Origin of the sequence: Variovorax sp. OV084 (assembly GCF_900111625.1) — a bacterium.
Lineage (GTDB): Bacteria > Pseudomonadota > Gammaproteobacteria > Burkholderiales > Burkholderiaceae_C > Variovorax.
In genome coordinates this window covers 392704-414885 of sequence record NZ_FOII01000004.1, presented here as the reverse complement: position 1 = coordinate 414885, position 22182 = coordinate 392704, and the positions used below count along the sequence as shown (strand labels likewise).

The window sequence follows — 22182 nt, the reverse complement described above, 5'->3', positions numbered from 1 at the left end:
GTCAGAACGCCTTGATGAGCTGCACGTACAGCCTCGGGTTGCGGCCACCGCCATCGGTCTGCGCGGGCGGCGTACCCGCGCGCCAGGCGAGCGTGGCGTTGATCGAGAAATTGCCCGGCCGCGACCAGCTCAGGCCCACGCCGTAGCCGCGCAGGCTGTGGCTGTTGACGCCGTCGTAGGGCGTCGGGTTGCGCACGATCTTTCCGTGCGCCGCGTCGTAGAACAGAAAGGGCGTGAGCTCTTCGTTGAGCGACCAGCGCCATTCGACCGTGCCGATCACGCCCTGGTCCACCAGCAGTTCGCCCGAGGGATAGGCACGCACCGCGCGTGCGCCGCCGAGCGCGAGTTTTTCCGAGGCGTCGAGGTTCTTGCTGGCCCACTGGCCGCCCAGCGACAGGTACAGCGAGTGGCGCGGCACGATGGCCTGCAGGCGCGAGAGCTGGAAGCTCAGCTTGGTGAAGCCGCCTTCGGTGTTGTGCCCCGTGATGCTGCGATCGAAGTCGCGGCTTTCCGGGTCGCGGATCGAAAGGTTGCCGTGGTACAGCGTGCCCGAACTGGCCCAGTAGCCGCCGCCCAGAAGTTCGTCGCGGCGCTCCCAGGTCCATCCCAGGCTCAGGCCGTTGACGCGCTTCTTCGAGCTGAAGTCGGCCGCGCGCAGTTCGTCGGTGAGGTCTTTCACGTCGACACCCAGGCGCAGGAACAGGTTCTGCTGGCGCTGGCGGATCAGCGGATAGTTCAGCGAAAAATCGAGCACGTTGGCACGGCCGCGTGCATCGAGGTCGACGAACTGGCCGCCAAGCTCATAGCTCACCCGCGACAGGCCAACGCCCGCGCGCAGCCCGCTGGTGCCGATGGGCGCCTCGTAGGCAATGCGGCCGTATTGCAGCGCGTTGCTGTCGGACACCATCACGCGCATGTCGAGGTTGTCGCCGATGCCGAAGGGGCTGAGCCAGCGCGCCGTGCCGCCCACGCGGTAGCGGCCCGATTCCTTTGTGCCGTGGTTGTCGGCCTCGGCCGTGAAGGCCCAGCGCGGCGCGGCGGCCACTTCGACCGACAGGTCGGTGGTGCCGGCCTGCGCGCCTTCCTGCAGTCCCGAGGACACCTTGACGCCAGGCTGGTCGGACAGCAGCAGCATCGCGCGTTCATAAGCCGGCGCGCTCACGGCCTCGCCGGGCTGCAGTGGCGCGAGGAAGCCGCGCACGCGCGACTCGGCAATGGGCGCATCGGGCGCGACCACCACGTCGACCTTGCCGAGGCGGCCTTCGATGACGCTGATCTCGACGATGCCGTCGCGCACGGTCTGCACCGGCACCACGGCCTGTGCGAGGAAGTAGCCTCGTTCCTTGTAGCGGGCGGTGATGGCCTTCGCCAGCTCTTCGAGGTCGGTGAGCGTGACGTCGCGGCCGATGTAGGGGCCGGTGATGGTCTGCAGCTCTTCGTTGGTCAACGCTTTGACGCCGTTGAGCCGCAGGTCGTTGAGCTTGAATGTGGCGCCAGTGGGGCGCGGCGGTGCCGGAAGGCTCTGCGGTGCGACGGCGCCCGTTGCTTGTGCCAGCGGACGGTCGCAGGTGCCGCAGGGGTCCTTGATGGGCAGCAGTTCGGTGCTGTCGCCGGCATCGTTGGCCGACGTGGCTTGCGGCTCGGCCTGCGCCTGCTCCTGGGCATGCGCGCGATCGGCAGCCATGAAGAACATGGCCGACACCAGCGCGCCGGCGGCCCAGGCAACGGGACGCAGTGCGCTGCGCGGATCAAGAGCAAGAGAGCGGTTTCTTTTCATGGCATTGCGCATGGCTCAGCTCCCCACCGTCAGGCGCCAGTTACCGATCAAATTGAACGGCGCCCAGAAGAAGGGATGGGACATCTTTGGGTCCTTCAATACAGCGAGTTGCCCGGCCTGCATGGCCTTCTGGATGTCGCGTCCCTTGGCCAGCTCGCCGTAGAGCGTGCTCATGAGCACCGCGGTCGCGTCGTCAGACACCGGCCACAGCGAGGCGATCAGGCTGGAGCTTCCAGCCGAGAGAAACGAGCGCGTGAAGCCCAGCACCTCATCGCCCTGCGCGATACGCCCCAGTCCCGATTCGCAGGCCGACAGCGTGACCAGCGCGGTGCCGTCCATCGGCAGCTCGAGGATCTCGTGCGCCTCCAGAAAATTCTGCTTGCCGCCTTCGTTGGCCAGCAGGATGCGCGAGTACAGCGGATCGACCGCGTCCGCCTCGGCGTGCGCCGCCACGTGCATCAGCGGCGAGCGCGAGGCCACGTCGCGGAACTGCGTCTTGGTGGCGGCCGCGCCCATGTACACGGTGTTGCGCGGGAACAGCTGCGCGAGCTGCTTCACTTCGGTCTCGGCGCCGGGCAGGTCGTACTTGTCCTCGATGCGCGGATTGCCGAAGGCCGTGAGCGATGCGCTCACGCGCGGCGTGCGCTGAGCGAGCTGCACCGCGATGCTGATCGACGGCGCTACCGCCACCGGATGCGTCTCGATGACGTAGCGGCCATCGAGCCGCAGCGCCTGGAACGGCAGGTAGTGCAAAGGCCCGTGCGGCACCACGATCAGCCCCTGCCCCGGTGCCAGGCCGAGCGGCCCGAGCAGCGCGGCGCCCAGCTTGTCGGCGTTGGTGATGGCGGTGCGGCGGCCGCGCACGATGGAGTTGCGGAAAGTCTCGACCAGCTCGTTGAGCTCGTCGCGCTTCACCGCCACCGTCTTCTCGGTGATGTTGCCGGAGCTCACGACCCACACCACGAGCCGGTCGGGCAGCGAGTGGAACTGCACTACGCGTTCGTCGGGCGCCAGCGTGCGCTGCAGCGTGGCAAGGTCGACGGTGTTGGCGGCCTGCTCGTTGATCTTCGCGCGGCCGCGCACCGCGTCGAGCAGCGCGCGCGAGCGGCTGTGCTCGCTCACCTCGAATGCAGCCCGCGCATCGCCAGCGTCGCTGTAGACGGCCACGCCGCGCTCGAACACCGTCTGCAGGTCCGAGAACAGGCCCATCTTGAATTCTTCGCTGCGGAACTTGGCGCGCACCTTGTCGACATCGCCCAGCGCGCGGCCCACGGCCTCGGCTGCGGCCTGCTTCTGGCCCAGCGCGAGTTCGCTGCGCGCCACACCGTCCCAGGCCCAGAGGCGGTAGTACTCGGTGTCCGCGCCGACCTGGCGCGCCGTGAGCGCGCGGTACATGTCGCGCGCCTCGGCCGGCTTGTTTTCGGCCAGCAACAGACGGGCGCGAGTGCGGTCGAGCTGCGCGGTGAGCGGTGCGTCCTTCGGCGGCGCCATGGTGCCGAGCACTTCGCGTGCCCGTGCGGGGTCGCCCGATTCGATCAGCGCGTTGACCAGCGAGGCCTGCACCAGCGGCGCATAGCGCTGCGAACTGTTGGCCAGCGCCTCGTCATAGCTGAGAACCGCGCCGGAGAAATCGCCGCGGCGCGTGCGCACATCGCCGATCACCTTCTGCACGGGGCCGACCACCAGCTTGGGGTCGCGCGCCTGGTGCCTGAGCGCTTCGCGTGCGAACTCTTCGGCTTTTTCGAGCTGGCCCGAGTAGCTGTAGACGATGGCCAGGTCGCGATTGGCCATGGCCATCAGGTTCGGGTCGTTGGTGGCGTTGGCCAGGTGCAGCGCCTTGCTCGCGGCGCGCACGCTCTGGCGAAACTCGCCGGCCTCGGCCAGCGCAACGGCCTGGCTGCAGTACTGGTAGCCCGAGAGCTTGACCGCGTCCTGCCCATAGAGAACAGCGCCTTCGCTGGTCAATGCCAGCAAGGTGTCGGTGTCGGCCAGTCGGGCCTGCTCCATCTTGCTGGCCGCGGCTTCGGCGCTCGTCGCCTGCTGCGCCGATGCCAAAGAGCCGTAGCCCAGGAGAAGAATGCCAGCCAGACCGAGCGCACCTGCGAAGCCCGCACGATGACGTGCAGGGCGCTCCCATCCCCATCTTGAAAACCACGCCATTGAACCCCCTGCGTGCGGCCCATGCATCCGCTGCTGCGGATGTTCGACGCCGCGGGAGTGCGCGCCGTTCAGGCCTCGGGGGGAAAGTCTAGGAGCGGCCTCCTGCCGCGCCTATTCTCAATACGGTCTAGCGCTAAAGGACTAAGAGGGTGCTTGCGCCAGGTCAATTTACCGTGTGCGCGCCCAGGCCGTCGGAGGTGTCCTCCGGCAAACCGATCCATTGCACCGACGGATCGAAAGCGAGGCCCGGGTTGCGATCCCCCGCCTTGATATCGGGCTTGCGGCGCAGGGTCCGGTTCAGTGTGCCGACTCCGCCGACGGTCCATTCGGTTCCAGGGTCAAAGCCGACTTGACCGAAGCGATCGATGACCACGCCCGATTTTTCCAGCGTCAGGGCATCGTCGCCATTGAAGTTGACTACGCCGCTGGTGAGCGTGCCTGCGGGCTTGAAGGCAGCCGTCGCACTGGCGTTCGCCAGCACCAGAACACCACCAGCAGGCAGGGAGCCGGAAAGCACCTGGGAGTTGGTTGGCGGCGTGGCCGTGCCGTTGGAATACAGCCTGACGGTATACAGGCTCAGGTCCACCGCCGATGCGGTCGGGTTGTAGATCTCGATCGCCTTGTTGCTCGCCGTGCCTTCCACGTATTCGCTGAAGAACAGATCCGGCGCTCCGGGAGGTACTACCACGACCACCGCGCTCACGTTCACGCTGCTCGATTGCGTTGCGGTCTGGCCGGCGGAGTTGGTCAGCGTGGTCACCACGTTGTAGGTGCCCGCGGCCGCGTAGGTATGCGTCACCGTGCCGGTGCCGGGCGCTGTCGTGGCGCCGCTGCCGTCTCCCCAATCGACTGCAAGAGAAGTCAGCGTGGTCGCGCCGCCGGGTGTGGCTTCGAAGATGTTCACGCTGTAGGCTTCCCCGACCTTCGCGGCCGTCGGGACCGACGCACTGACGATGGGTTGCGTCACCGCGGCATCGGCCGCCAGGGTCAGGGCGACAAGCACAGGGTCATGGTCCGATGCCCGGAAGGGCGTGGGCGCATAGCGGTCGTCGGTCGTGAAGTCGGTGTTGTAGTCCAGCGCGGTGGGCTCGTCGGCGTTGATGTGCCACACGCTCACGCCGCTGACCTGCGAGCCCAGCGAAGACGATGCATAGGCATGGTCGAGTGCGCCGGTTTCGCCGCCGAAGACATAGGTGTACCGGTTGTCGGCGGGCATGCGCTTGAGCAGGCTTTCGTTGCCGGCGGCTTCGAGCACCTTGGTCGGGTCTTCCAGCAGGTAGCTGTTGAAGTCGCCCATCATCAGTACGTCGGTCTCGTCCTCGTCCATGGCCTTGAGCTTGGCGACGAAGCTGTTCAGTGCGTTCGCCTGCTGGGTACGCGCCAGGTTGAAGCAGCCCTGCCCCTGGTCGATGTCGCCCGTGGTCGGGCAGCTGCCCTTGCTCTTCAGGTGGTTGACCACGAACCAGAAGCCGCCGTTGTTGCCCACGGCGCTGAATCGCTGGGCCAGTGGCGGGCGTCCGCTTGCAGCGGTGTAGTCGGCCAGGTCCGTGCCCGTCGGAAGAACGGCGTTGCCCACGCGCTGGACTTTCGCGGGCTTGTACAGGATGTCCACCTTGATGGCATCCGTGCCGAACACGCCGCTGTTGACCGCGGCATAGGTGTTCGGGCCGACCTTGGCGTTGAGGGCCGCCAGCAGGTCGTTCGTTGCCACGTCGGAGTTCTGGATTTCCATCAGGCCCACCACGTCGGCATCGAGGCCTGCGATGGCGGCCACGATCTTGGCCTGCTGCCGCTGGAACTCGTTCAGGTTGTTCGCGCCGCGGCAGTTGGCCGCGGACGCGGGACCGGTGCCGAACGAGCAACCCTGGCCGGTCTGGCCCGATGAGGTTTCTCCGTTCACGAACGTGGTGAAGTAGTTGAGCACGTTGAAGCTGGCCACCTTGAGCGGGCCGCTGACCACCGGTGCGGTCGGCGAGCGCGGATTGGCCTGCGCGAACACGGGCGCCACCGTCGGCTGGATGCGATAGGCCGCAAAGTTGTGGCTCAGGATGCCGGTGATTTTCTGCGTCGTATCGCCGATGCGTCGGGTGCCGTCGGTGCCTGCTGCGCTCAGGTACGGAATGGGGTTCGGGTTCTGGCGCGATGAGCCATCGTCCAGCACGATGCGCGAAAGCAGGTTCTGCGCATGGGTTGCCGCCGCGTTGCCGTTGGTGGCGTTGAACTGCCGTCCGTTCAGTGCCAGCACCATCTGGCCATAGCGGCCCAGCTCGAACAGTTCCGTCACGGCCAGGGGCTGCGCAATTTCGACCAGCATGCCTTCGTAGCGCTCCAGCGTTGATTCGTTGGCCACCGGCAGCGTGATCTGTGTCGGGCTGATTGCAATGCCGGAAGCGCAGACGCTGATGGCCAGTGGGTCCGCTGTCGTGCCCGCAATCTGCGTGAGGCTGTCGGGCTTTGCCCCGGCGCCCGCGGTCTGGCCGAACTCGGTCACCACACCGGAGACCTGAACGAAATCGCCAACGGCCACACGTGTGGCGTTGTTCGGTGCATAGACAAAGACACCTTCCGAGGTCAGCGGATCGGCATCGGGCACGAGCTGCTGCATGAAGAATCCATTCAGCTTCACGGTCGTGATGCCGGTGTTCTGGAAGTCACCGACGACCACGCCACGCACGGTCACGGGTTGCGTTGCCAGAGGACTCGTGTCGCCCGTACCTTGAACGGATGAAATGGCCGTGACCGGGGCATTGGCCGGAACGGCGGCAGTACATGTGGGCGGTGGCTGCTCCGCAACCGGCGGCGGCGCGTCTGTCGACGGCGGCGTGTTCGGCTGCGTGGTGCCCGTAGAAGGCCCGGGGATCAGCGGGAAGGAGGTCCCGCCACCACCGCCGCCGCAGGCGGTCAGCGCAAGGACCAGTGTCAGTGCCAGAGCTTTGAACTGCCAGGTTGGCCTCAGTGCGGGATGAGTCATGTGGGTTTCTTTGAATGAAGGGGGAACAGCGAGCAGACAGCGCGCGTTTATATGGACCATGTGTGTAGCCCCCGAGAAACCCGGACTCGTCATGGGTGATTGCCTGCTTGATTGCCTGCGTCGGCGCGACGCGCCACGCGCTGCAGGCCGCATTGCGGCCTGCAGACAGGTACGTCAAAAGCTTGCTAGGCCGGTACCGCGTCGATGTTCACGCGATCCCAATGGCGATGCTTCGCGATGGCGGCGATGAAGTCATGCGCGATCTGCGTTGCGGCAGTCGCATCGCCCAGGTTGGTGACCGGCGTGGCGGCCACGATCACGCCTGCTGGAGCATCGGAGTCGGCGGCAATGCCCAGCGTCGAGAGCAGCTGCACGCCCTCGCCCACGGTGCAGATCGCCTTGCAGTGCTTGTAGGCCTCCAGCACGAAATGCACCGCATCGCCAATGCCCGCCAATGCAGCGACGCTTTCGCCGCCGGCTGGCACCAGCACCGCATCGAACATCACCGACGGCGTGTTCGCGAACGTCATGTCGACTTCGATCTGCCGCTTCGACGCGCTGGCCACGGTGCCCAGACGCGGCCCGACGACCTTGCATTGCGCACCAGCCTGTTCGAGCGCATCGCGTATCGGCTTCAGCGAAGCCGAGTCGACACCGTCGGCCACGAGGATCGCGATCTTGCGCGTGCGGATCGAACCGTCTCCGGTGTCGGCCATGCTGAGCGCGGGCGATTCGTCGATGGGCAACTCGATGCGGTGGTCACGAAAGCCCGCGCGGCCTGCCGCCGCCTTGGCATCGGGCTCGCCGATGCCAAGCGGCTCGGCCACGCGGCGCGCGAGCTTCTCGTCCACGTGCGCGAGGTTGTCGACCATGCGCTGGCGGATGGCGGGCACTTCGAGCTTCGACAGCTCGAAGCGGAAGGCCCCGATGATGTGTTCCTTCTCGGCCGCACTCTGGCTGTTGAAGAACAGGCGCGCCTGCGTGAAGTGGTCGTCGAACGACGGGCTGCGGCGGCGCACCTTGGGCGGATCGATCTCTTCGGGGAAAGACTGGAAGCCGTGCTGGCCGCCGTCCACGCGAAACTCCGTGCCGCTGCCCAGCGTGTTGGGCTCGTAGGCCACCTGCCCTCGTGCGATGGTCTGCCGGTGCATGCCGTCGCGCTGGAAGTTGTGGAACGGGCACACGCCCTTGTTGATCGGCAGCTCGTGGAAGTTGGCGCCGCCCAGCCGCGAGATCTGCGTGTCGGTGTACGAGAAGAGGCGGCCCTGGAGCAGCGGGTCGTTGCTGAAGTCGATGCCGGGCACCACGTGGCCCGGATGGAAGGCCACCTGCTCGGTCTCGGCGAAGAAGTTGTCGGGGTTGCGGTTGAGCACCAGCTTGCCGATCTTCTGCACGGGCACCATCTCTTCGGGAATCAGCTTGGTGGGGTCGAGCAGGTCGAAGCCGAGCGAGTGTTCCTTGTCCTGCGGAATCATCTGTACGCCGAGCTCCCATTCGGGGAAGTCGCCGTTCTCGATGGCTTCCCACAGGTCGCGGCGATGAAAGTCGGCGTCTTTACCCGCGATCTTCTGCGCCTCGTCCCATGCCAGGCCATGAATGCCGAGCCTGGGCTTCCAGTGGAACTTCACGAAGTGGCTCTCGCCGCGGCTGTTGACGAAGCGGAAGGTATGAACGCCGAAGCCTTCCATCATGCGCAGGCTGCGCGGAATGGCGCGGTCGCTCATGGCCCACATCAGCATGTGGGTGCTCTCGGGCATGAGCGAGGCGAAGTCCCAGAAGGTGTCGTGCGCGCTCGCGGCCTGCGGCATCTCGTGGTGCGGCTCGGGCTTCACGGCATGGATGAGGTCGGGGAACTTCATCGCGTCCTGGATGAAGAACACCGGAATGTTGTTGCCCACGAGGTCGTAGTTGCCCTCGCGGGTATAGAACTTGACGGCGAAGCCGCGCACGTCGCGCACCGTATCGGCGGATCCGCGCGAGCCGGCCACGGTCGAGAAGCGCACGAAAACGGGCGTCTTCTGGTCCGGGTCCTGGAGAAAGTCGGCGCAGGTGAACTGCGACATCGACTTGTAGACCTGGAAGTAGCCGTGCGCCGCCGAGCCGCGGGCGTGCACGGCGCGCTCGGGAATGCGCTCGTGGTCGAAGTGCGTGATCTTCTCGCGCAGGATGAAGTCTTCCAGCAGCGTGGGGCCGCGCACACCCGCTTTCAGCGAGTTGTGGTTGTCCGGTATCTGCAGACCCTGGTTGGTGGTGAGGGTCGTCGGATGCTCGACGGTGAAGCCTTCGAGTTGCTGCTGCTTGGCGTTGCTGCCGTCGCTCGCCTTGGTGGCGCTGGCGCGGCGGCCCGCAGCGGCCTTGTTCTGTGGCGTCATCGTGGATCTGCTGGAATCTTTCATGGGGTGGGCACTCAGCCTGTTTCGTTGTTGCTGTCGAGGAACATGTCGAGCACGTTGACCACGGCGACGAGGCATATGCAGCCTGCCACGGCGGCAACGGCCCACACGAGGATTTCGTCGCCCCAGGTGCTGGCGAGCGTGTCGAAAAACGATGAAAGCTCCATAGGTCCCTCCAGGGATGCAAGCGAATTGCAAGGTTATGTTTCGCACCGCGCGCGACCCGTAGTGGCCGCCCTCCCCCGTCTGTGGGAGAAAGAGTGCGTGCAAGGTAGGAGCGCACCGACAACGCATCGCACCCGCCTACGCTGCTTCGCGGGTACTGGCCGTGGAGCCTGAAAGATTCGTCGCATAGCATGGGCCCACGGGACGGCACTGATCGTGCTTGTCTTTCATCGCACTGCCTCGCGCACCGGCCGCACCGCCCGGATCCCCTCAGGGAAGAAAGAACCCCATGCAGATCAGGATCGGCTTCGACATCGAACTCGGCGTCACCGCCCCCACGGCGGTGATCTACATGCTGCAGGTGCACCCGTCGCGTGCCCAGGACCTGCAAGGCGGCGAGAACATCACCCTCAGCCCGCCGATGGCCACCGACCACTACCAGGACAGCTTCGGCAACAGCTGCGCGCGCGTGCACGTGCCCGTAGGGGTGAGCAGCGTGCGTTTGCGCAACCACGCGGTGGTGTTCGACACGGGCTGGCCCGACCCGGTGGACTTCAGCGCCAGCGAGCATGCGGCGGCCGACCTGCCGGTGGAGACGCTGCCTTTCGTGCTGCCGAGCCGCTATTGCGAGGTCGACGGCGAATTGCTGCAGTTCGCCTGGGCCAACTTCTCGAACGTGGCGCCGGGCTGGTCGCGCGTGCAGGCAATCTGCGACTTCGTGCACCGGCATCTGCGCTTCGACTACCAGAATGCACGGGCCACGCGCACCGCTTTGGAGGGTTTTCGCGAGCGCACGGGCGTGTGCCGCGACTTCGCGCACCTTGCAATCACGCTGTGCCGCTGCATGAACATACCGGCGCGCTACGTCACGGGCTACCTCGGCGACATCGGCATTCCGCCGGTGCGCTTTCCGATGGACTTCAGCGCGTGGTTCGAGGTGTACCTGGGCAACCGCTGGCACACCTTCGACGCGCGGCACAACACGCCGCGCATCGGCCGAGTGGTGATCGCGCGCGGGCGCGACGCGGCGGACGTGCCGATCACGATGGTGTTCGGCGCGAACACGCTGCAGCGGTTCGAGGTGACTACCGAGGAAGTGCTGCAGTAGCTCTTGCAGGTCAGGCCAGCGCCGCGGGCCTGGCGATGTAGCGCTCGCGGATCGCCTTGGCCGACCAGTAGGTCAGCGCCGCCACCAGGCCGGTCGGGTTGTAGCCCAGCCCCTGCGGGAAGGCCGACGCGCCGGGCACGAAGACGTTGTGCACGTCCCAGCTCTGCAAGTAGCGGTTGATCGCGCTGGTGCCCGGGTCGGTGCCCATGATCGCGCCGCCGTTGAGGTGGGTGGTCTGGTAGCTCGTCGTGTCGAAGTGCTCGCCGAAGTTCTTGACGAACACGCGCACCGCCTTCGGGCCCATCGCCTCGGCGATGCCGTGCATCTTCTCGGCCATGAAGCGGGTCATACGGACGTCGTTGTCCTTCCAGTCGAAGGTCATGCGCAGCAGCGGCAGGCCCCAGGCGTCCTTGTAGGTCGGGTCCAGGCTCAGGTAGTTGTCGTGGTAGCTCATGTGCGCGCCGTGCGCATCCATCGACATCGTGTGCGTGTAGTTGTCGGCAACGGCCTGCTTCCACGCACTGCCCCAGCCGGGTGCGCCCTCGGGCAGCGAGATGCCGCTGATCGGCTTCACGCCAGCCTGGTTGACCCACATCGGCGAGCCGCCGACGAAGCCGAACGGGCCGTGGTCGAAGTTGTCGGCATTGAAGTCGTCGATCGCCACGCCGTTGCCGCCCGCGCCGATGAAGGGGTTGGCGTACACGTCCTTGTCGAAGAAGGCCTTGATCGTCGCCATGTTCTGGTAGGCGAAGTTGCGCCCGACGGTGCCCTTGCCGGTCGCCGGGTCATAGGGCGTGCCGATGCCCGACAGCAGCATCAGCCGCACGTTGTGGAACTGGAACGCGCAGATGACGACGATGTCCGCCGGCTGCTCCACCTCGCGCCCTTGCGCATCGACATAGGTAACGCCGGTGGCGGTGCGGCGATCGGCCGCGAGGTTCACGCGCAGCACGTGCGCATGCGTGCGCAGCTCGAAGTTCGGCACCTGGCGCAGCGCCGGCAGCACATTGACGTTGGGCGAGGCCTTCGAATAGTTGTAGCAGACGTAACCGCTGCAGTAGCCGCAGAAGTTGCACGGCCCCATCTGGCAGCCGTACGGATTGGTGTACGGCCCGGAGGCGTTGGCCGACGGCAGGTCGTAGGGGTGATAGCCCAGCTTGCCCGCGGCATCGCCGAAGCGCTGTGCCGACACCGTGCGCTTTTGCGCGGGCAACGGAAAGGCGTGCGAGCGGTCTGCCGCGAACGGGTTGCCGCCCTTGCCTTCGCCCACTTTCTGGCCGGCCACGGTCCATGCGGTGCCCGAGGTGCCGAATACTTTCTCGGCGAAGTCGAAATGCGGCTCCAGCTCTTCGTAGCTGACGCCGAAGTCCTGGATCGTCATGCCCTCGGGAATGAACTTCTTGCCGTAGCGCTCTTCGTAGTGGCTGCGCAGGCGCAGCTCCGCAGGGTCGACGCGAAAGTGCACGCCCGACCAGTGCAGCCCCGCGCCACCGACACCGGTACCGGGCAGGAAGGCACCCAGCTGCCGATAGGGCAGTGCCGTGTCGTTCACGCCATGGCGAATGGTCACCGTCTCGCGCGAGATGTCCTGGAACAGCTTGCGGCGGATGTTGTAGGTGAGCTCGTCCAGCACCTTGGGGTAGATGCCGTCGGTGGCCGTGTCCTGCATCGGGCCGCGCTCGAGCGCGACCACGTTCAGGCCGGCCTCGGTCAGCTCCTTGGCCATGATCGCGCCGGTCCAGCCGAAGCCGACGATCACCACGTCGGCTTTCTTCATCGTGTTGCCGGCCATGCTCAGCCTCTCTGCCCGCTCAAGGCCACGGGTGGCAGCGGGTACTTCACGTCGCGCTCGACCCAGTCCATGAAGTCGGCGCGCGCACCGGGAAACCCGATCAGCTTCCAGCCCGCGAGACCGCGATTGCCGCCATGCACCGGATCAGCGAAGAAGCCTTCGCGCACGTTCTGCAGCAGCATCGAGAAGAACAGCTGGGCCGGCACGGCGTCGAACACGGCCTTGCCCGATTCGATTTCATGCAGCGCCGCATCTTGCGCGTCCGCCGCAAGTTGCACGAAGGATTTGCCTTGCGCCTTCTGCACGAAGCCGTTGGCGGCATCGATTCCCAGCCGATAGATCTGCTGCGGCGTGAGCTGGGACTGATAGCCCATCGTGGCCGGCGCGTCGGCGTTGAACGGCCCTTGCATGTACCAGAGCTTGCCGGTGGCCCAGGGCGTGTCCATCTGCCGGTCGATGTACTCGGGCACGCCGGCTTCCACCGCTCCCGGGCCCGATGCATCGTTCGGAATCAATCGCGCGCTGGCGGCGTTGACGAAGGCCCATTCGCCTGCGGTGAAGAAGCGCGGCGAATAGGTGCTCGGTGCCGGGTTGCTCGCGGCCGCTTCGCCTTGCGCGGCCGTCGCCTGCCGGGTGTCGCACCCGGGAAGCACCGCGACGGCGAGGGTGGCGGCGCCCAAGCCCTTGAACAACTGGCGCCTCGATGACGGTGGTTGCGATGAGTCCGGTGCGGTCACGGGCGTGCTCCTGTCTGGGTTCATGAGGCGATCGGTCAACGCGCGGGAGCGGCCTGCGCGGACCGCTCCTTCTCGATGGCGCTGCGGATCGCGCCGACTTGCGCGGCCTGCACGGCCGAAGCCTTGTTGCCCCAGCTCTGGCGCGTGAAGCTCGCGAGCTGTGCCACTTCGTCGTCCGACAGGCGCCAGCCGAAGCCGGGCATGCCGAGCTCCGATGGCGCGACGCGCGTGGCGGGCAATTTGCTGCCTTCGAGGATCAGGCGAATCACCGAGCTCGGGTCGCCAGCCAGCACGGTGGAATTGCCGGCGATGCGCGGAAACACCTGCGCGTAGCCCAGACCGTCGCTGCGATGGCAGGCCGCGCAGTTGTCGACGTACAGCTCGGCGCCGCGCGCCGAGTTGACGCCCTGCCACAGCGCCTTGGCGGTCGCAGGGTCGGCATTGAACGACGATGGCGAGTGCGCCGAGGGCGGCAGCGCCTTGAGGAATGCGGCAATCGCCTTCAGGTCGTCGTCACTCAGGTGCTGCGTGCTGTGCACGATGGCATCGTTCATCGCACCGCCGACCACTGCATGCGATGCATTGCGTGCGCTGCGCAAGGTCGAGACGATGTCGGCGGCCGACCAGGCGCCCAGTCCGTCCGCCGGATTGCCGCGCAGGTTCACCGCCACCCATCCGTCGATGAGCGGACCGCCGGCCAGGTACTCGGGGCTGGACTCGTCCAGCGCCTTCTCCTGCATCGTCGGCGCGCGCGGCGTATGGCAACTGCCGCAATGCCCCAGGCCCTGCACCAGATATGCACCGCGCGCCACCGACATGTCGGCATAGCGGGCGGGGTCGAAGGCCACTGCATCCGGCTGCGGCGCGAATGCCTTGCGCCACAGCGCCATCGGCCAGCGCATCGACAGCGGCCAGGGAATGCCGCGTGGATGCGCCTGGGATTGGGCCGGCGCCACGCCGTGCATGAAAAAGGCATACAGCGCGCGGACGTCGTCGTCGCTCATGCGCGCATACGACGGGTAAGGCATCGCGGGGTACAGCGAATCGCCGTCGATCCGGATGCCGTGGCGCACCGCGCGATCGAAGTCGGCGAGCGTGTAGTTGCCAATGCCGCTGTCGCGATCCGGCGTGATGTTGGTGCTGTACATCGCACCGATGGGCGAAGCCAGCGGCAGCCCGCCGGCGAATGGCGTTCCGCCCGGCGACGTGTGGCAGGCCACGCAATCGCCGGCCTGGGCCAGGTAGCGGCCCTTGTCGACCAAGGCTTTCGAATTGCTGTCGGACGCGGCGGCGATGTCCCGCGTGGTCGTGGGCCACAGCGCAAGAGCCAGCACTGCAATGATGATGAGTACGGTGATGCCTGCGAAAGGCCACAGAAGTTTCTTCATCGTCATCGCAGTCTCCGTTTGCCGCTGAATGACGTCAAGCAAATGATGAGCTGCAGATGGTTCTTGATGCTTTCGACTCAGGGTCGCGTTGGAACTACTGCGCCGTGCACTTCACCCCGGCTTGTAGCCGAGCAGCTTCATCGCCGCAGCAAGCCCCTTGCGGCTGCGCTCCATCGCGGCCCAGGGCTTGTTGCCGATGTCGAAGCGCTGCGCCGCATTGGCGACGGTCCACTGCGAAGCACTTGTGAGCTCGGGCAACTCTTCCCACGCAAGCGGCACCGACACGCCCAGCCCCGGGCGCGAACGCGCCGACCACGCGCTGACGGTGGTCGCGCCGAAGCCATTGCGCAGGTAGTCGACGAAGACCTTGCCCACGCGGTTGCGCGGCCCGCTCTTGGCGACGAAGCGCGCCGGTATGGTCTGCGCGAGATGCGCCACCACGGCCTGCGAGAAGCCCTTGACGGCATCCCAGTCGTACTGGCGCCGTATCGGCACGACCACGTGCAGCCCCTTGCCGCCGCTGGTCTTCAGGAACGAGGGCAGGCCAAGCTCGTCAAGCAGCGTTCGCACCAGCATCGCGGCCTCCTGTATCTGCGGCCATGCCACGCCTTCGCCGGGGTCGAGGTCGAAGGTCATGCGGTCGGGCTTGCCGATGGCGCGCGAGGTGGCGTTCCAGGTGTGCAGCTCGATGACGTTCATCTGTGCGGCGCCGAGCAGGCCCTGCTTCGTGTCGATCTGCAGCAGCGGCTCGTGGCCCGGGTCGAGCGCGGGATCGAGCAGGCGCACGCCGGGAATCTCGCGGTTCTGCACGTGCTTCTGGAAGAACAGCTCGCCGCCCACGCCCTCGGGCGCGCGCACCAGCGACACCGGCCGGCCGCGCAGGTGCGGCAGCATGAGCCTGGCCACGCCGTCGTAGTAGGCCGCGAGCTCGCCCTTGGTGATGCCGCTGTGCATGTCGATCACGCGGTCGGCGTGGGTGATCTTCTGGGACATGGGGGTGCTCTTTCTCTTTCCTTCCTCCGGCCGCTCGCGGCGGATGTCGCGCGCGGGCTTGTCGGCGCGCAGGCCTTGAAAGACGGCCTGGCGCACGCGGTCTTCGCGCGTCCATTCGCCGAATGAAATTTCAGCCACGAGTGATGGCTTGACCCACTGCGCCTTGATGCCGCGCGGCGTGGGCGTGAACGGGCAGTCTTCGGTGGCCAGCCTGTCGAGCTTCGCCTTGATGTCGGCGAGGCGGTCGGCGTCGAAGCCCGTGCCGACGTTGCCGCAGTAGCGCAGGCGCCCGGTGGCCTCGTCGTGCACGCCGAGCAGCAATGAGCCGAAGCCCGAGCGCGTGCCCTTGGGCGTGGTGTAGCCGCCGATCACGAATTCCTGGCGCTGCTGGTTCTTGAGCTTGATCCAGTCGGGCGAGCGGCGCGACACATACGGCGAGCCCTTGCGCTTGCCGACGATGCCCTCGAAGCCGATGCGCGCCGACGACGCGAGCAAGTCGCGCGGCGAGGCGTCGAAGGTTTCGCTCAGGCGCAGCAGCGCGGGCGGCTTCTTGCCGAGCAGCTGTGCGAGCCGTGCGCGGCGCTCCTCGACCGGCAGGTCGCGCAAGTCTTCGCCATCGAGAAAAGGCGCGTCGAACAGCCAGTAGACGATGGACGATGTCGCACCGCTGTCGAAGGCGTTCTGCAGCGCCTGGAAGTCGGGTGCGCCGTTTTCGCCGTCGACGGTGATCTCGCCATCGAGCCAGGCCGAATCGGTGGGCAGCTTCGCGAGGGCCTTGGCGAGCGCAGGCAGCTTCGCGGTCCAGTCATGGCCGTTGCGGGTGAAGCAGCGGACCTTGCCCCTGTCGATGCGCGCGAGCAGGCGGTAGCCGTCGAACTTGAGCTCGTAGAGCCAGTCGTTGGGGGACGGCGGTGGCGAAGCCGCGAGAGTGGCGAGCTGGGGCTGGAAGGTGGCGGGCAGTGCTGTCTTCTTCGCGGGCGCCTTCTTTGTTGCGACTTTCTTCGGCGGCTGGTCCACCTCGTCCACGTCGCGCCCAGTAATCACGCTGGCCGGTTGTTCTTCGAGCACGTCGTAGTCGTCGAGCGCACGCGCATCGCCGTCGCGCTCCTTGATGAACAACCAGGGCTCGTGCTTCTCGTCGCCCTTGCCGTGCATGCGCACCAGCGTCCAGTGGCCGTGCAGCTTCTCGCCGCGCAGCTCGAACTTGAGCTTGCCGGCCGCGAGCGCCTTGCGCGCATCGCCGTCGGGCAGCCAGTCGCCGCGGTCCCAGACGATGACGGTGCCCGCGCCGTACTGCTTCGGCGGGATCGTGCCCTCGAAGCCGGCGTAAGAGATCGGATGGTCTTCGACGTGCACGGCCATGCGTTTCACGGTCGGGTCGAGGCACGGCCCTTTAGGCACGGCCCAGCTCTTGAGCGTGCCGTCGAGTTCGAGCCTGAAGTCGTAGTGCAGATGGCTCGCGTGGTGCTTCTGGATGACGAAGGACAGCACGCCCTTGCCATTCCTGCCGCCGGCCTTGGGTTCGGGCGTGCGGGTGAAATCGCGCTTGCCGTGGTAGCGCGCCAGCGCCTTGCGCGCGGTCGATGCGGTGGTACCCATGGCGGCAGGCCGGCGTCAGGCGGCGCGGCGATGTCGGACCGGGGCCTTGCGCGCTGCTGTCTTGGCGGCGGGCTTGCGCTTCTTCGCCGCGGCCTTGGGTGGGGGAGCTTCTTCTTCGCCGGCAGCCTTCGCCTTGCCGCGCAGGCTGCGCTGCAGCAACTCGGTCAGGTCGATGATCTTGGCGCCGCGGCCTTCGGTGGACTGCTCTTCTTCAGGCTCGGGCTGCGTCACGGTCTCGGTCTGGCCGGCCTTCACCTTCTTGTCGATCAACCGAAGGATCTCGTCCTTGAACTCGTCCTTGAATTCGTTCGGGTCCCAGTCGGCGCTCATGTCGTCGACCAGCTGCTTCGCCATCTTGAGCTCGCGCTCGCTCAGGCCTGCCTTCTTCGCATCTTCGGAGGGCAATGGCAGGTCGGTCCACGGGCGGATGTCGGCGCCCCAGCGCAACAGGTTCAGCACGAGGCCGGGGCCGACGGGCACCAGCACGGCGAGGTGCTGCTTGGTCTGGATGACGACACGCGCCACGCCCACGCGCTCGCTGCGCTGCAGGGTTTCGCGCAGCAGCGCGTACACCTTGGCGCCGCGGTTGATGGGCGCCACGTAGTACGGCCGCTCCAGGTACACGAAGGGAATGCCGTTGGCCGGCACGAAAGTCTCGATCTCGATGGTCTGCGTGGTCTTGGGGTAGGCGGCCGCGATCTCCTTGTCGCTGATCACCACGTACTCGCCGTCCTCGTATTCGACGCCCTTCACGATCTGCTCGCGCGCGATCTCCTTGCCGGTTTTCTTGTTGATGCGCTTGTAGCCGACCGGGTCCATGGTCCGCTTGTCGAGCCAGTCGAAGTCGATGCCGTGGTCGGTGGTGGCCGAATAGAGCGCCACCGGGATGTGGACGAGGCCGAAGCTGATGGCGCCCTTCCAGAGGACGCGCGGCGCGGGGGCTTTTTTCGAGACTGGCATGGGCACACTCCTTCAGTCTTGGAATGTGCGCCGCCCCTGTGCGGGCGATGTAGGAGCGCGGCGTCAGGCTTCGTCAGGCCGCGCCGGCCACCGGCCCAAGCCGGCGCTCGCTCGGGCGCGCGAAATAGAACCACTCGGCACCGGGCAGCGCCATCGCGTTGGGGAACACGATGAAGCCGTCTTCGGGCGCGCTCAACAGCGTGCCGTCGTGGCGCATGCCGATGGGCTCGCCGCGCTGCACTTCGTCGAAGGTGGCCCAGTCGCGCACGAAGCTGTCTTCCTCGTGCAGGCGGTCGGTCACGCTGGCCAGGCGCAGCAGCTTGGGAGGCTGCACCGGCGCACCCGACAGCCCTTCGGGCAGCGCCGCCATGCCCAGCAGCGCAAGCGTGCGTCGGATGGCGCGCCACGCCACCTCGGGTGCCTGCGGGTCCAGGTGCTGGCCGCATTCGAGCGTGACGCCGTAGCCGCCGCGGCTGCGGATGTATTCGTTGGTGCCGCGGCCGAAGTCGAGCGCAGCCTCGTCTGCCGGCGTGCCGCCCGCGCGCTGCGCGAGGCCGGCGGCGTAGATGTCGAGCCAGCCCTCCACCACGATGGGCGTGCCGATGTGCAGCGCGAGCTGGCCCTCTTCATACGAACGGGCGAAGGGCTCCAGCGTGCCGGTGTTGTCGCGCGGACCGATCATGGCAAAGGCCTCGCCCTCGCTCTGGAAGGAATGCAGGTCGAGCAGCACTTCGTGGCGCGCGATCAGCGGCGCCAGCACGTTGGTCACGCGGGCTTCGTAGTCGGCCGGTGCCTCGGTCGGGCGGAACAGGCGGTTGAGGTTGCGCTCGCCCTCGCGCTGCAGTCGGCGCCGTGCGAGCGGATTGGCGACGGGCACCAGGGTCAGCTCGCCGCGCCGCAATTGCAGGGTGCCGGCCTCGAACTCGCCCAGGATGCGCTCGATGCCCAGGGTGCCGGAGACTTCGTCGCCATGCACGCCGCCCATCACGAGCAACCGGGGACCGGGGTTCAGCGAGGCGAAGGCGTGGATGCGCAGGCTGTCGGTGGCAATGCCGGCAAATGGATCTGAGGGATCGGAGGACATCCGGGGATTATTGCGGAGCCCCTTCCCTGCGCGCAAAGGCGCTATTTATTTCATAGCATCATGGTGGCCCACGCCCGCCTACAGGGGCTGCCTTGCATGTCCTACCGCCCCGGCGGCAGTCGCGACACAGGCTCGTTCTTCATTGAAGGAGCCCCGCATGAGCAAGAGCAGCAAGAGCAAGACCGCGCCGGCCGATCCTCAAAAGGATGCCGGCGGCGGCAAGACCAAGGTGGAGCAAGGCGGCGAATCGGCGCCGCGCCTGCCGCACGAGCACGACCAGTCGTCCGACAGCCAGCAGACGCCGGACGGCCGTCCGACCGAGGTGGGCCGCCAGGCCCATGAAGACGTGGAGCGCGGTTTGGTCGATACCGACCGCGGGCTGGAGGCCAACCGCGTCTACAAGAGCGGGAAGATCAAGCGCTGACGACGCCCGCCAGCTGCTTGCGCATGTCGGTGATGACGGCGCCGTAGTCCTTGGCGTTGAAGATGGCGCTGCCCGCCACGAAGGTGTCGGCGCCGGCCGAGGCCACGCGGGCGATGTTGTCGGCCTTGATGCCGCCGTCCACCTCGAGGCGGATGTCGCGCCCGCTCTGCTCGATGCGCTTGCGCGCGAGTTCGATCTTGCGCAGGGCCGAGTCGATGAAGCTCTGGCCGCCGAAGCCGGGGTTCACGCTCATGATCAGGATCAGGTCGATGTCGTCGATGGCCCAGTCGAGCGCCTCCAGGCCCAGCCCCGGGTTGAACACCAGCCCGGCCTTGCAGCCGGCCGCCTTGATGGCCTGGATGCTGCGGTGCGTGTGGGGCGAGGCGTCGGGGTGGAAGCTGATGTAGTCGGCGCCCGCTTGCGCGAAAGAGGCCGCCAGTGCGTCGACCGGCTGGATCATCAGGTGCACGTCGACGGGCACCGGGGTGCCGTCGGCGGTCTTGGCGTAGGGCTTGAGTGCCTGGCAGATCATCGGGCCGAAGGTCAGGTTCGGCACGTAATGGTTGTCCATCACGTCGAAATGGATCCAGTCGGCGCCGGCCGCAATCACGTCGGTCAGTTCTTTGCCGAGGTGCGCGAAGTCGGCGGACAGGATGGAGGGCGCGATGCGAAACGGGGTGCTCATGCCCCCGATTGTCGCTTCAGCCCCGCCCGCTTGTCCTTGGAGCAAGGAGTACTTCCCGATACATTTGTGTGGCCCGCAGAGGGCGGCACTACAAGACGGGGGAGCTTCCATGGACGAGGGCTGGTGGTACGCACGGGGCGAAGACAGGCAGGGTCCGTTGTCGGTCGCGCAGATCCATGAACGCATTCGCACGGGCGTCATCGACGCGCAGACGCTGGTCTGGCGTCCGGGGCGGCTGGCCTGGAAGCCCCTGCACCAGGTCGAGGAACTGATGCTGCCCGGCATGCGCATGGAGCCCGTGCTGCTGCCGGACTTCGGGCCCGCCGCCGTGCGCGAGGCGCCGCCTTTGCCCGACGAGCAAGCAGCCTCGGACCACCCGATGCCCGCGCCGCAGTCCGCGCGCCCCGACCCGGAACCGTGGCTGTCCGACGGCCCCCTGGAGGCACCAGCACCGCAAAGGCGCGACCCCGGCCTGCCGGCGGCCGGCCCGTGGCGCCGCTTTTTCGCCCGTCTCTTCGACGTCTGGACGATGTGCTTGCCCGCCGGCTTCTTCATGGCCGCGGTGGTGGGCCGCATCTGGCCGGCCTTCGGCCTGTGGATGGAAAACCCGTCGTCCACGCCGACGCTCGGGATCATCTTCCTGCCCGTGGCGCTGGTCTTCGAAGCCATCGTCTTCGGCCTGTTCGGCACGACGCTGGGCAAGCTGCTGTTCGGCGTGCGGGTCAGGCTGCGCGACGGCGGGCGGCCAACCTTCCTCCAGTACCTGGGACGCGTGGCGTGGATGTACCTGTCCGGCCTCGGCCTGGGCATTCCCTTCGTCACGCTGTTCACCATGGGCCGCCAGTTCTTCGAGGTGAAGGAGGGCCGCCCCGCCACCTACGACGCAAAGCGCTACCTGGTGCAGGCGGCTGGAACCGGCGTGTTGCGCACGGGCCTGGCCGTGACCGCACTGGCGGGCCTCGTGGCCGGCGTGGTCTTCATCAACCAGCGCGAGGCGCAAAGAAGCATGCGCTTCTACGCCGGCTTCGAGTGGACGAACCCCGTCACGAAGCTGCGCGCGAGCATCCCGCGCGGGTGGCAATACCGGGAGCAGTCCAACACCACCGGCGACGTGGTTCACACCTTCTTCTCGGACACCGTGGTCGCGGTCTTCGCCGTGGAAGGTGGCATGGAGCAGGTGAGCCTGGACGAGTACCAGCGGATCTGGGCGATGGCGGTGCGCCCGTCGATGGAGCTGGACGCACGCGCGCGCCCCATCAACGTCAAGGGCCGCCTGGGCCTGCAGATGAAGGGTGCGATGACCGCGGACGCCTCGCGGCACGTGGACGCCACGCTGCTGAAGAGCGGCACCCAGGTCTGGCGCATCGTGCTGGTCGGCACCTCGGACCGGGACCCGGACACGGCCGCCACCGCGGCGCTGCGCGACCTGCTGTTCCAGACCGTTCCGGCCGCAGCGCCCGAGAACACGCCGAAGGGCAACACGATCTGACATCGCCCGGCGGACCCGGGGGGAGAGGGCCTGCAGTTACCATCGCGCCCATGTCACACAGCCCCTTCAGCGTGCAAGTCGAACCGCGCTACCTGGCCGAACAGTCGTCGGCCAAGGACAACATCTACACCTTCTCGTACACGGTCACCGTCACCAACACGGGGACGGTGGCTGCCCAGCTGATCGCCCGCCACTGGCTCATCAACGATGCCTCGGGCCATGCGCAGGAGGTCAAAGGCCTCGGCGTGATCGGCCAGCAGCCGCTGCTGGCGCCCGGCGAATCCTTCCGCTACACGAGCGGCTGCCGCCTGCAGGCGCCCAGCGGGACGATGCATGGCAGCTATTTCGTGGTGACGGAAGAAGGCGAGCGCTTCGACGTGCCGATTCCGATGTTCGTGCTCGAAGCGGACGTGGGCGGAGCCCCCGTCTCCCGCGTGCTTCACTAGGTACTCCCCCA

Annotated in this window: 16 protein-coding genes; 4 read left to right on the top strand and 12 right to left on the bottom strand. The window is 67.0% G+C overall.

Annotated elements, in window-relative coordinates; all coding sequences use genetic code 11:
• Position 1: 1 nt before the first annotated feature.
• The 5 genes from BMW87_RS14645 to BMW87_RS35090 form a co-directional block, all read right to left on the bottom strand.
• On the bottom strand, positions 2–1777 hold the full coding sequence (locus BMW87_RS14645; RefSeq protein ID WP_256216771.1) for a ShlB/FhaC/HecB family hemolysin secretion/activation protein: 1776 nt from the start codon (positions 1775–1777) through the stop codon (positions 2–4).
• 15 nt (positions 1778–1792) lie between these two features.
• Positions 1793–3937, bottom strand: a complete 2145-nt coding sequence (locus BMW87_RS14640; RefSeq protein ID WP_093077055.1) for a CHAT domain-containing protein — start codon at positions 3935–3937, stop codon at positions 1793–1795.
• 163 nt (positions 3938–4100) lie between these two features.
• Positions 4101–6908 (bottom strand): ExeM/NucH family extracellular endonuclease, encoded by a 2808-nt coding sequence (locus BMW87_RS14635; protein ID WP_177192772.1) that lies wholly within the window; start codon positions 6906–6908, stop codon positions 4101–4103.
• A gap of 185 nt (positions 6909–7093) precedes the next feature.
• The gene (katE, locus tag BMW87_RS14630) at positions 7094–9280 is read right to left on the bottom strand and encodes a catalase HPII (RefSeq protein WP_256216770.1); all 2187 of its coding nucleotides are present in this window, start codon (positions 9278–9280) and stop codon (positions 7094–7096) included.
• Between the two features lie 35 nt (positions 9281–9315).
• The gene (locus BMW87_RS35090; RefSeq protein ID WP_176928769.1) at positions 9316–9468 is read right to left on the bottom strand and encodes a hypothetical protein; all 153 of its coding nucleotides are present in this window, start codon (positions 9466–9468) and stop codon (positions 9316–9318) included.
• Between the two features lie 287 nt (positions 9469–9755).
• Between BMW87_RS35090 and BMW87_RS14625 the strand changes: the two genes are divergently transcribed.
• The gene (locus BMW87_RS14625) at positions 9756–10574 is read left to right on the top strand and encodes a transglutaminase-like domain-containing protein (protein ID WP_093077051.1); all 819 of its coding nucleotides are present in this window, start codon (positions 9756–9758) and stop codon (positions 10572–10574) included.
• Between the two features lie 10 nt (positions 10575–10584).
• Here the strand turns inward: BMW87_RS14625 and BMW87_RS14620 are convergent, their stop codons facing one another.
• From BMW87_RS14620 to BMW87_RS14595, 6 genes are all read right to left on the bottom strand, one after another.
• On the bottom strand, positions 10585–12366 hold the full coding sequence (locus BMW87_RS14620; protein ID WP_218149752.1) for a GMC family oxidoreductase: 1782 nt from the start codon (positions 12364–12366) through the stop codon (positions 10585–10587).
• Between the two features lie 2 nt (positions 12367–12368).
• A complete protein-coding gene (locus BMW87_RS14615; RefSeq protein WP_256216769.1) occupies positions 12369–13103 on the bottom strand; it encodes a gluconate 2-dehydrogenase subunit 3 family protein in 735 nt (244 codons plus the stop codon).
• 35 nt (positions 13104–13138) lie between these two features.
• Entirely contained in the window at positions 13139–14497 is a 1359-nt protein-coding gene (locus BMW87_RS14610) for a cytochrome c (protein WP_218149751.1), read from the bottom strand.
• A 105-nt stretch (positions 14498–14602) separates the two neighbouring features.
• Positions 14603–17083 (bottom strand): DNA ligase D, encoded by a 2481-nt coding sequence (gene ligD / locus BMW87_RS14605; protein WP_093077049.1) that lies wholly within the window; start codon positions 17081–17083, stop codon positions 14603–14605.
• A 15-nt stretch (positions 17084–17098) separates the two neighbouring features.
• Complete coding sequence (locus BMW87_RS14600) at positions 17099–18043, bottom strand: non-homologous end joining protein Ku (RefSeq protein WP_093077048.1); 945 nt, start codon at positions 18041–18043, stop codon at positions 17099–17101.
• A gap of 73 nt (positions 18044–18116) precedes the next feature.
• Positions 18117–19127 carry a succinylglutamate desuccinylase/aspartoacylase family protein gene (locus BMW87_RS14595; protein ID WP_093077046.1) on the bottom strand — a complete coding sequence of 337 codons (1011 nt, stop codon included), beginning with the start codon at positions 19125–19127 and terminating at the stop codon, positions 18117–18119.
• Positions 19128–19284: 157 nt separating this feature from the next.
• Between BMW87_RS14595 and BMW87_RS14590 the strand changes: the two genes are divergently transcribed.
• Positions 19285–19551 carry a hypothetical protein gene (locus tag BMW87_RS14590; protein WP_093077045.1) on the top strand — a complete coding sequence of 89 codons (267 nt, stop codon included), beginning with the start codon at positions 19285–19287 and terminating at the stop codon, positions 19549–19551.
• On the opposite strand, the gene rpe is transcribed toward BMW87_RS14590, so the two are convergent.
• Positions 19541–20236: a ribulose-phosphate 3-epimerase gene (gene rpe / locus BMW87_RS14585; RefSeq protein WP_093054169.1), complete on the bottom strand. Its 696-nt coding sequence runs from the start codon at positions 20234–20236 to the stop codon at positions 19541–19543. The two genes, BMW87_RS14590 and rpe, sit on opposite strands and share 11 nt — an antisense overlap.
• 109 nt (positions 20237–20345) lie before the next feature.
• Between rpe and BMW87_RS14580 the strand changes: the two genes are divergently transcribed.
• Together BMW87_RS14580 and apaG are read left to right on the top strand one after the other, a co-directional pair.
• Positions 20346–21725 carry an RDD family protein gene (locus BMW87_RS14580; protein WP_177192771.1) on the top strand — a complete coding sequence of 460 codons (1380 nt, stop codon included), beginning with the start codon at positions 20346–20348 and terminating at the stop codon, positions 21723–21725.
• A gap of 50 nt (positions 21726–21775) precedes the next feature.
• Positions 21776–22171 (top strand): Co2+/Mg2+ efflux protein ApaG, encoded by a 396-nt coding sequence (gene apaG / locus BMW87_RS14575; protein ID WP_093054165.1) that lies wholly within the window; start codon positions 21776–21778, stop codon positions 22169–22171.
• Positions 22172–22182 lie beyond the last annotated feature (11 nt).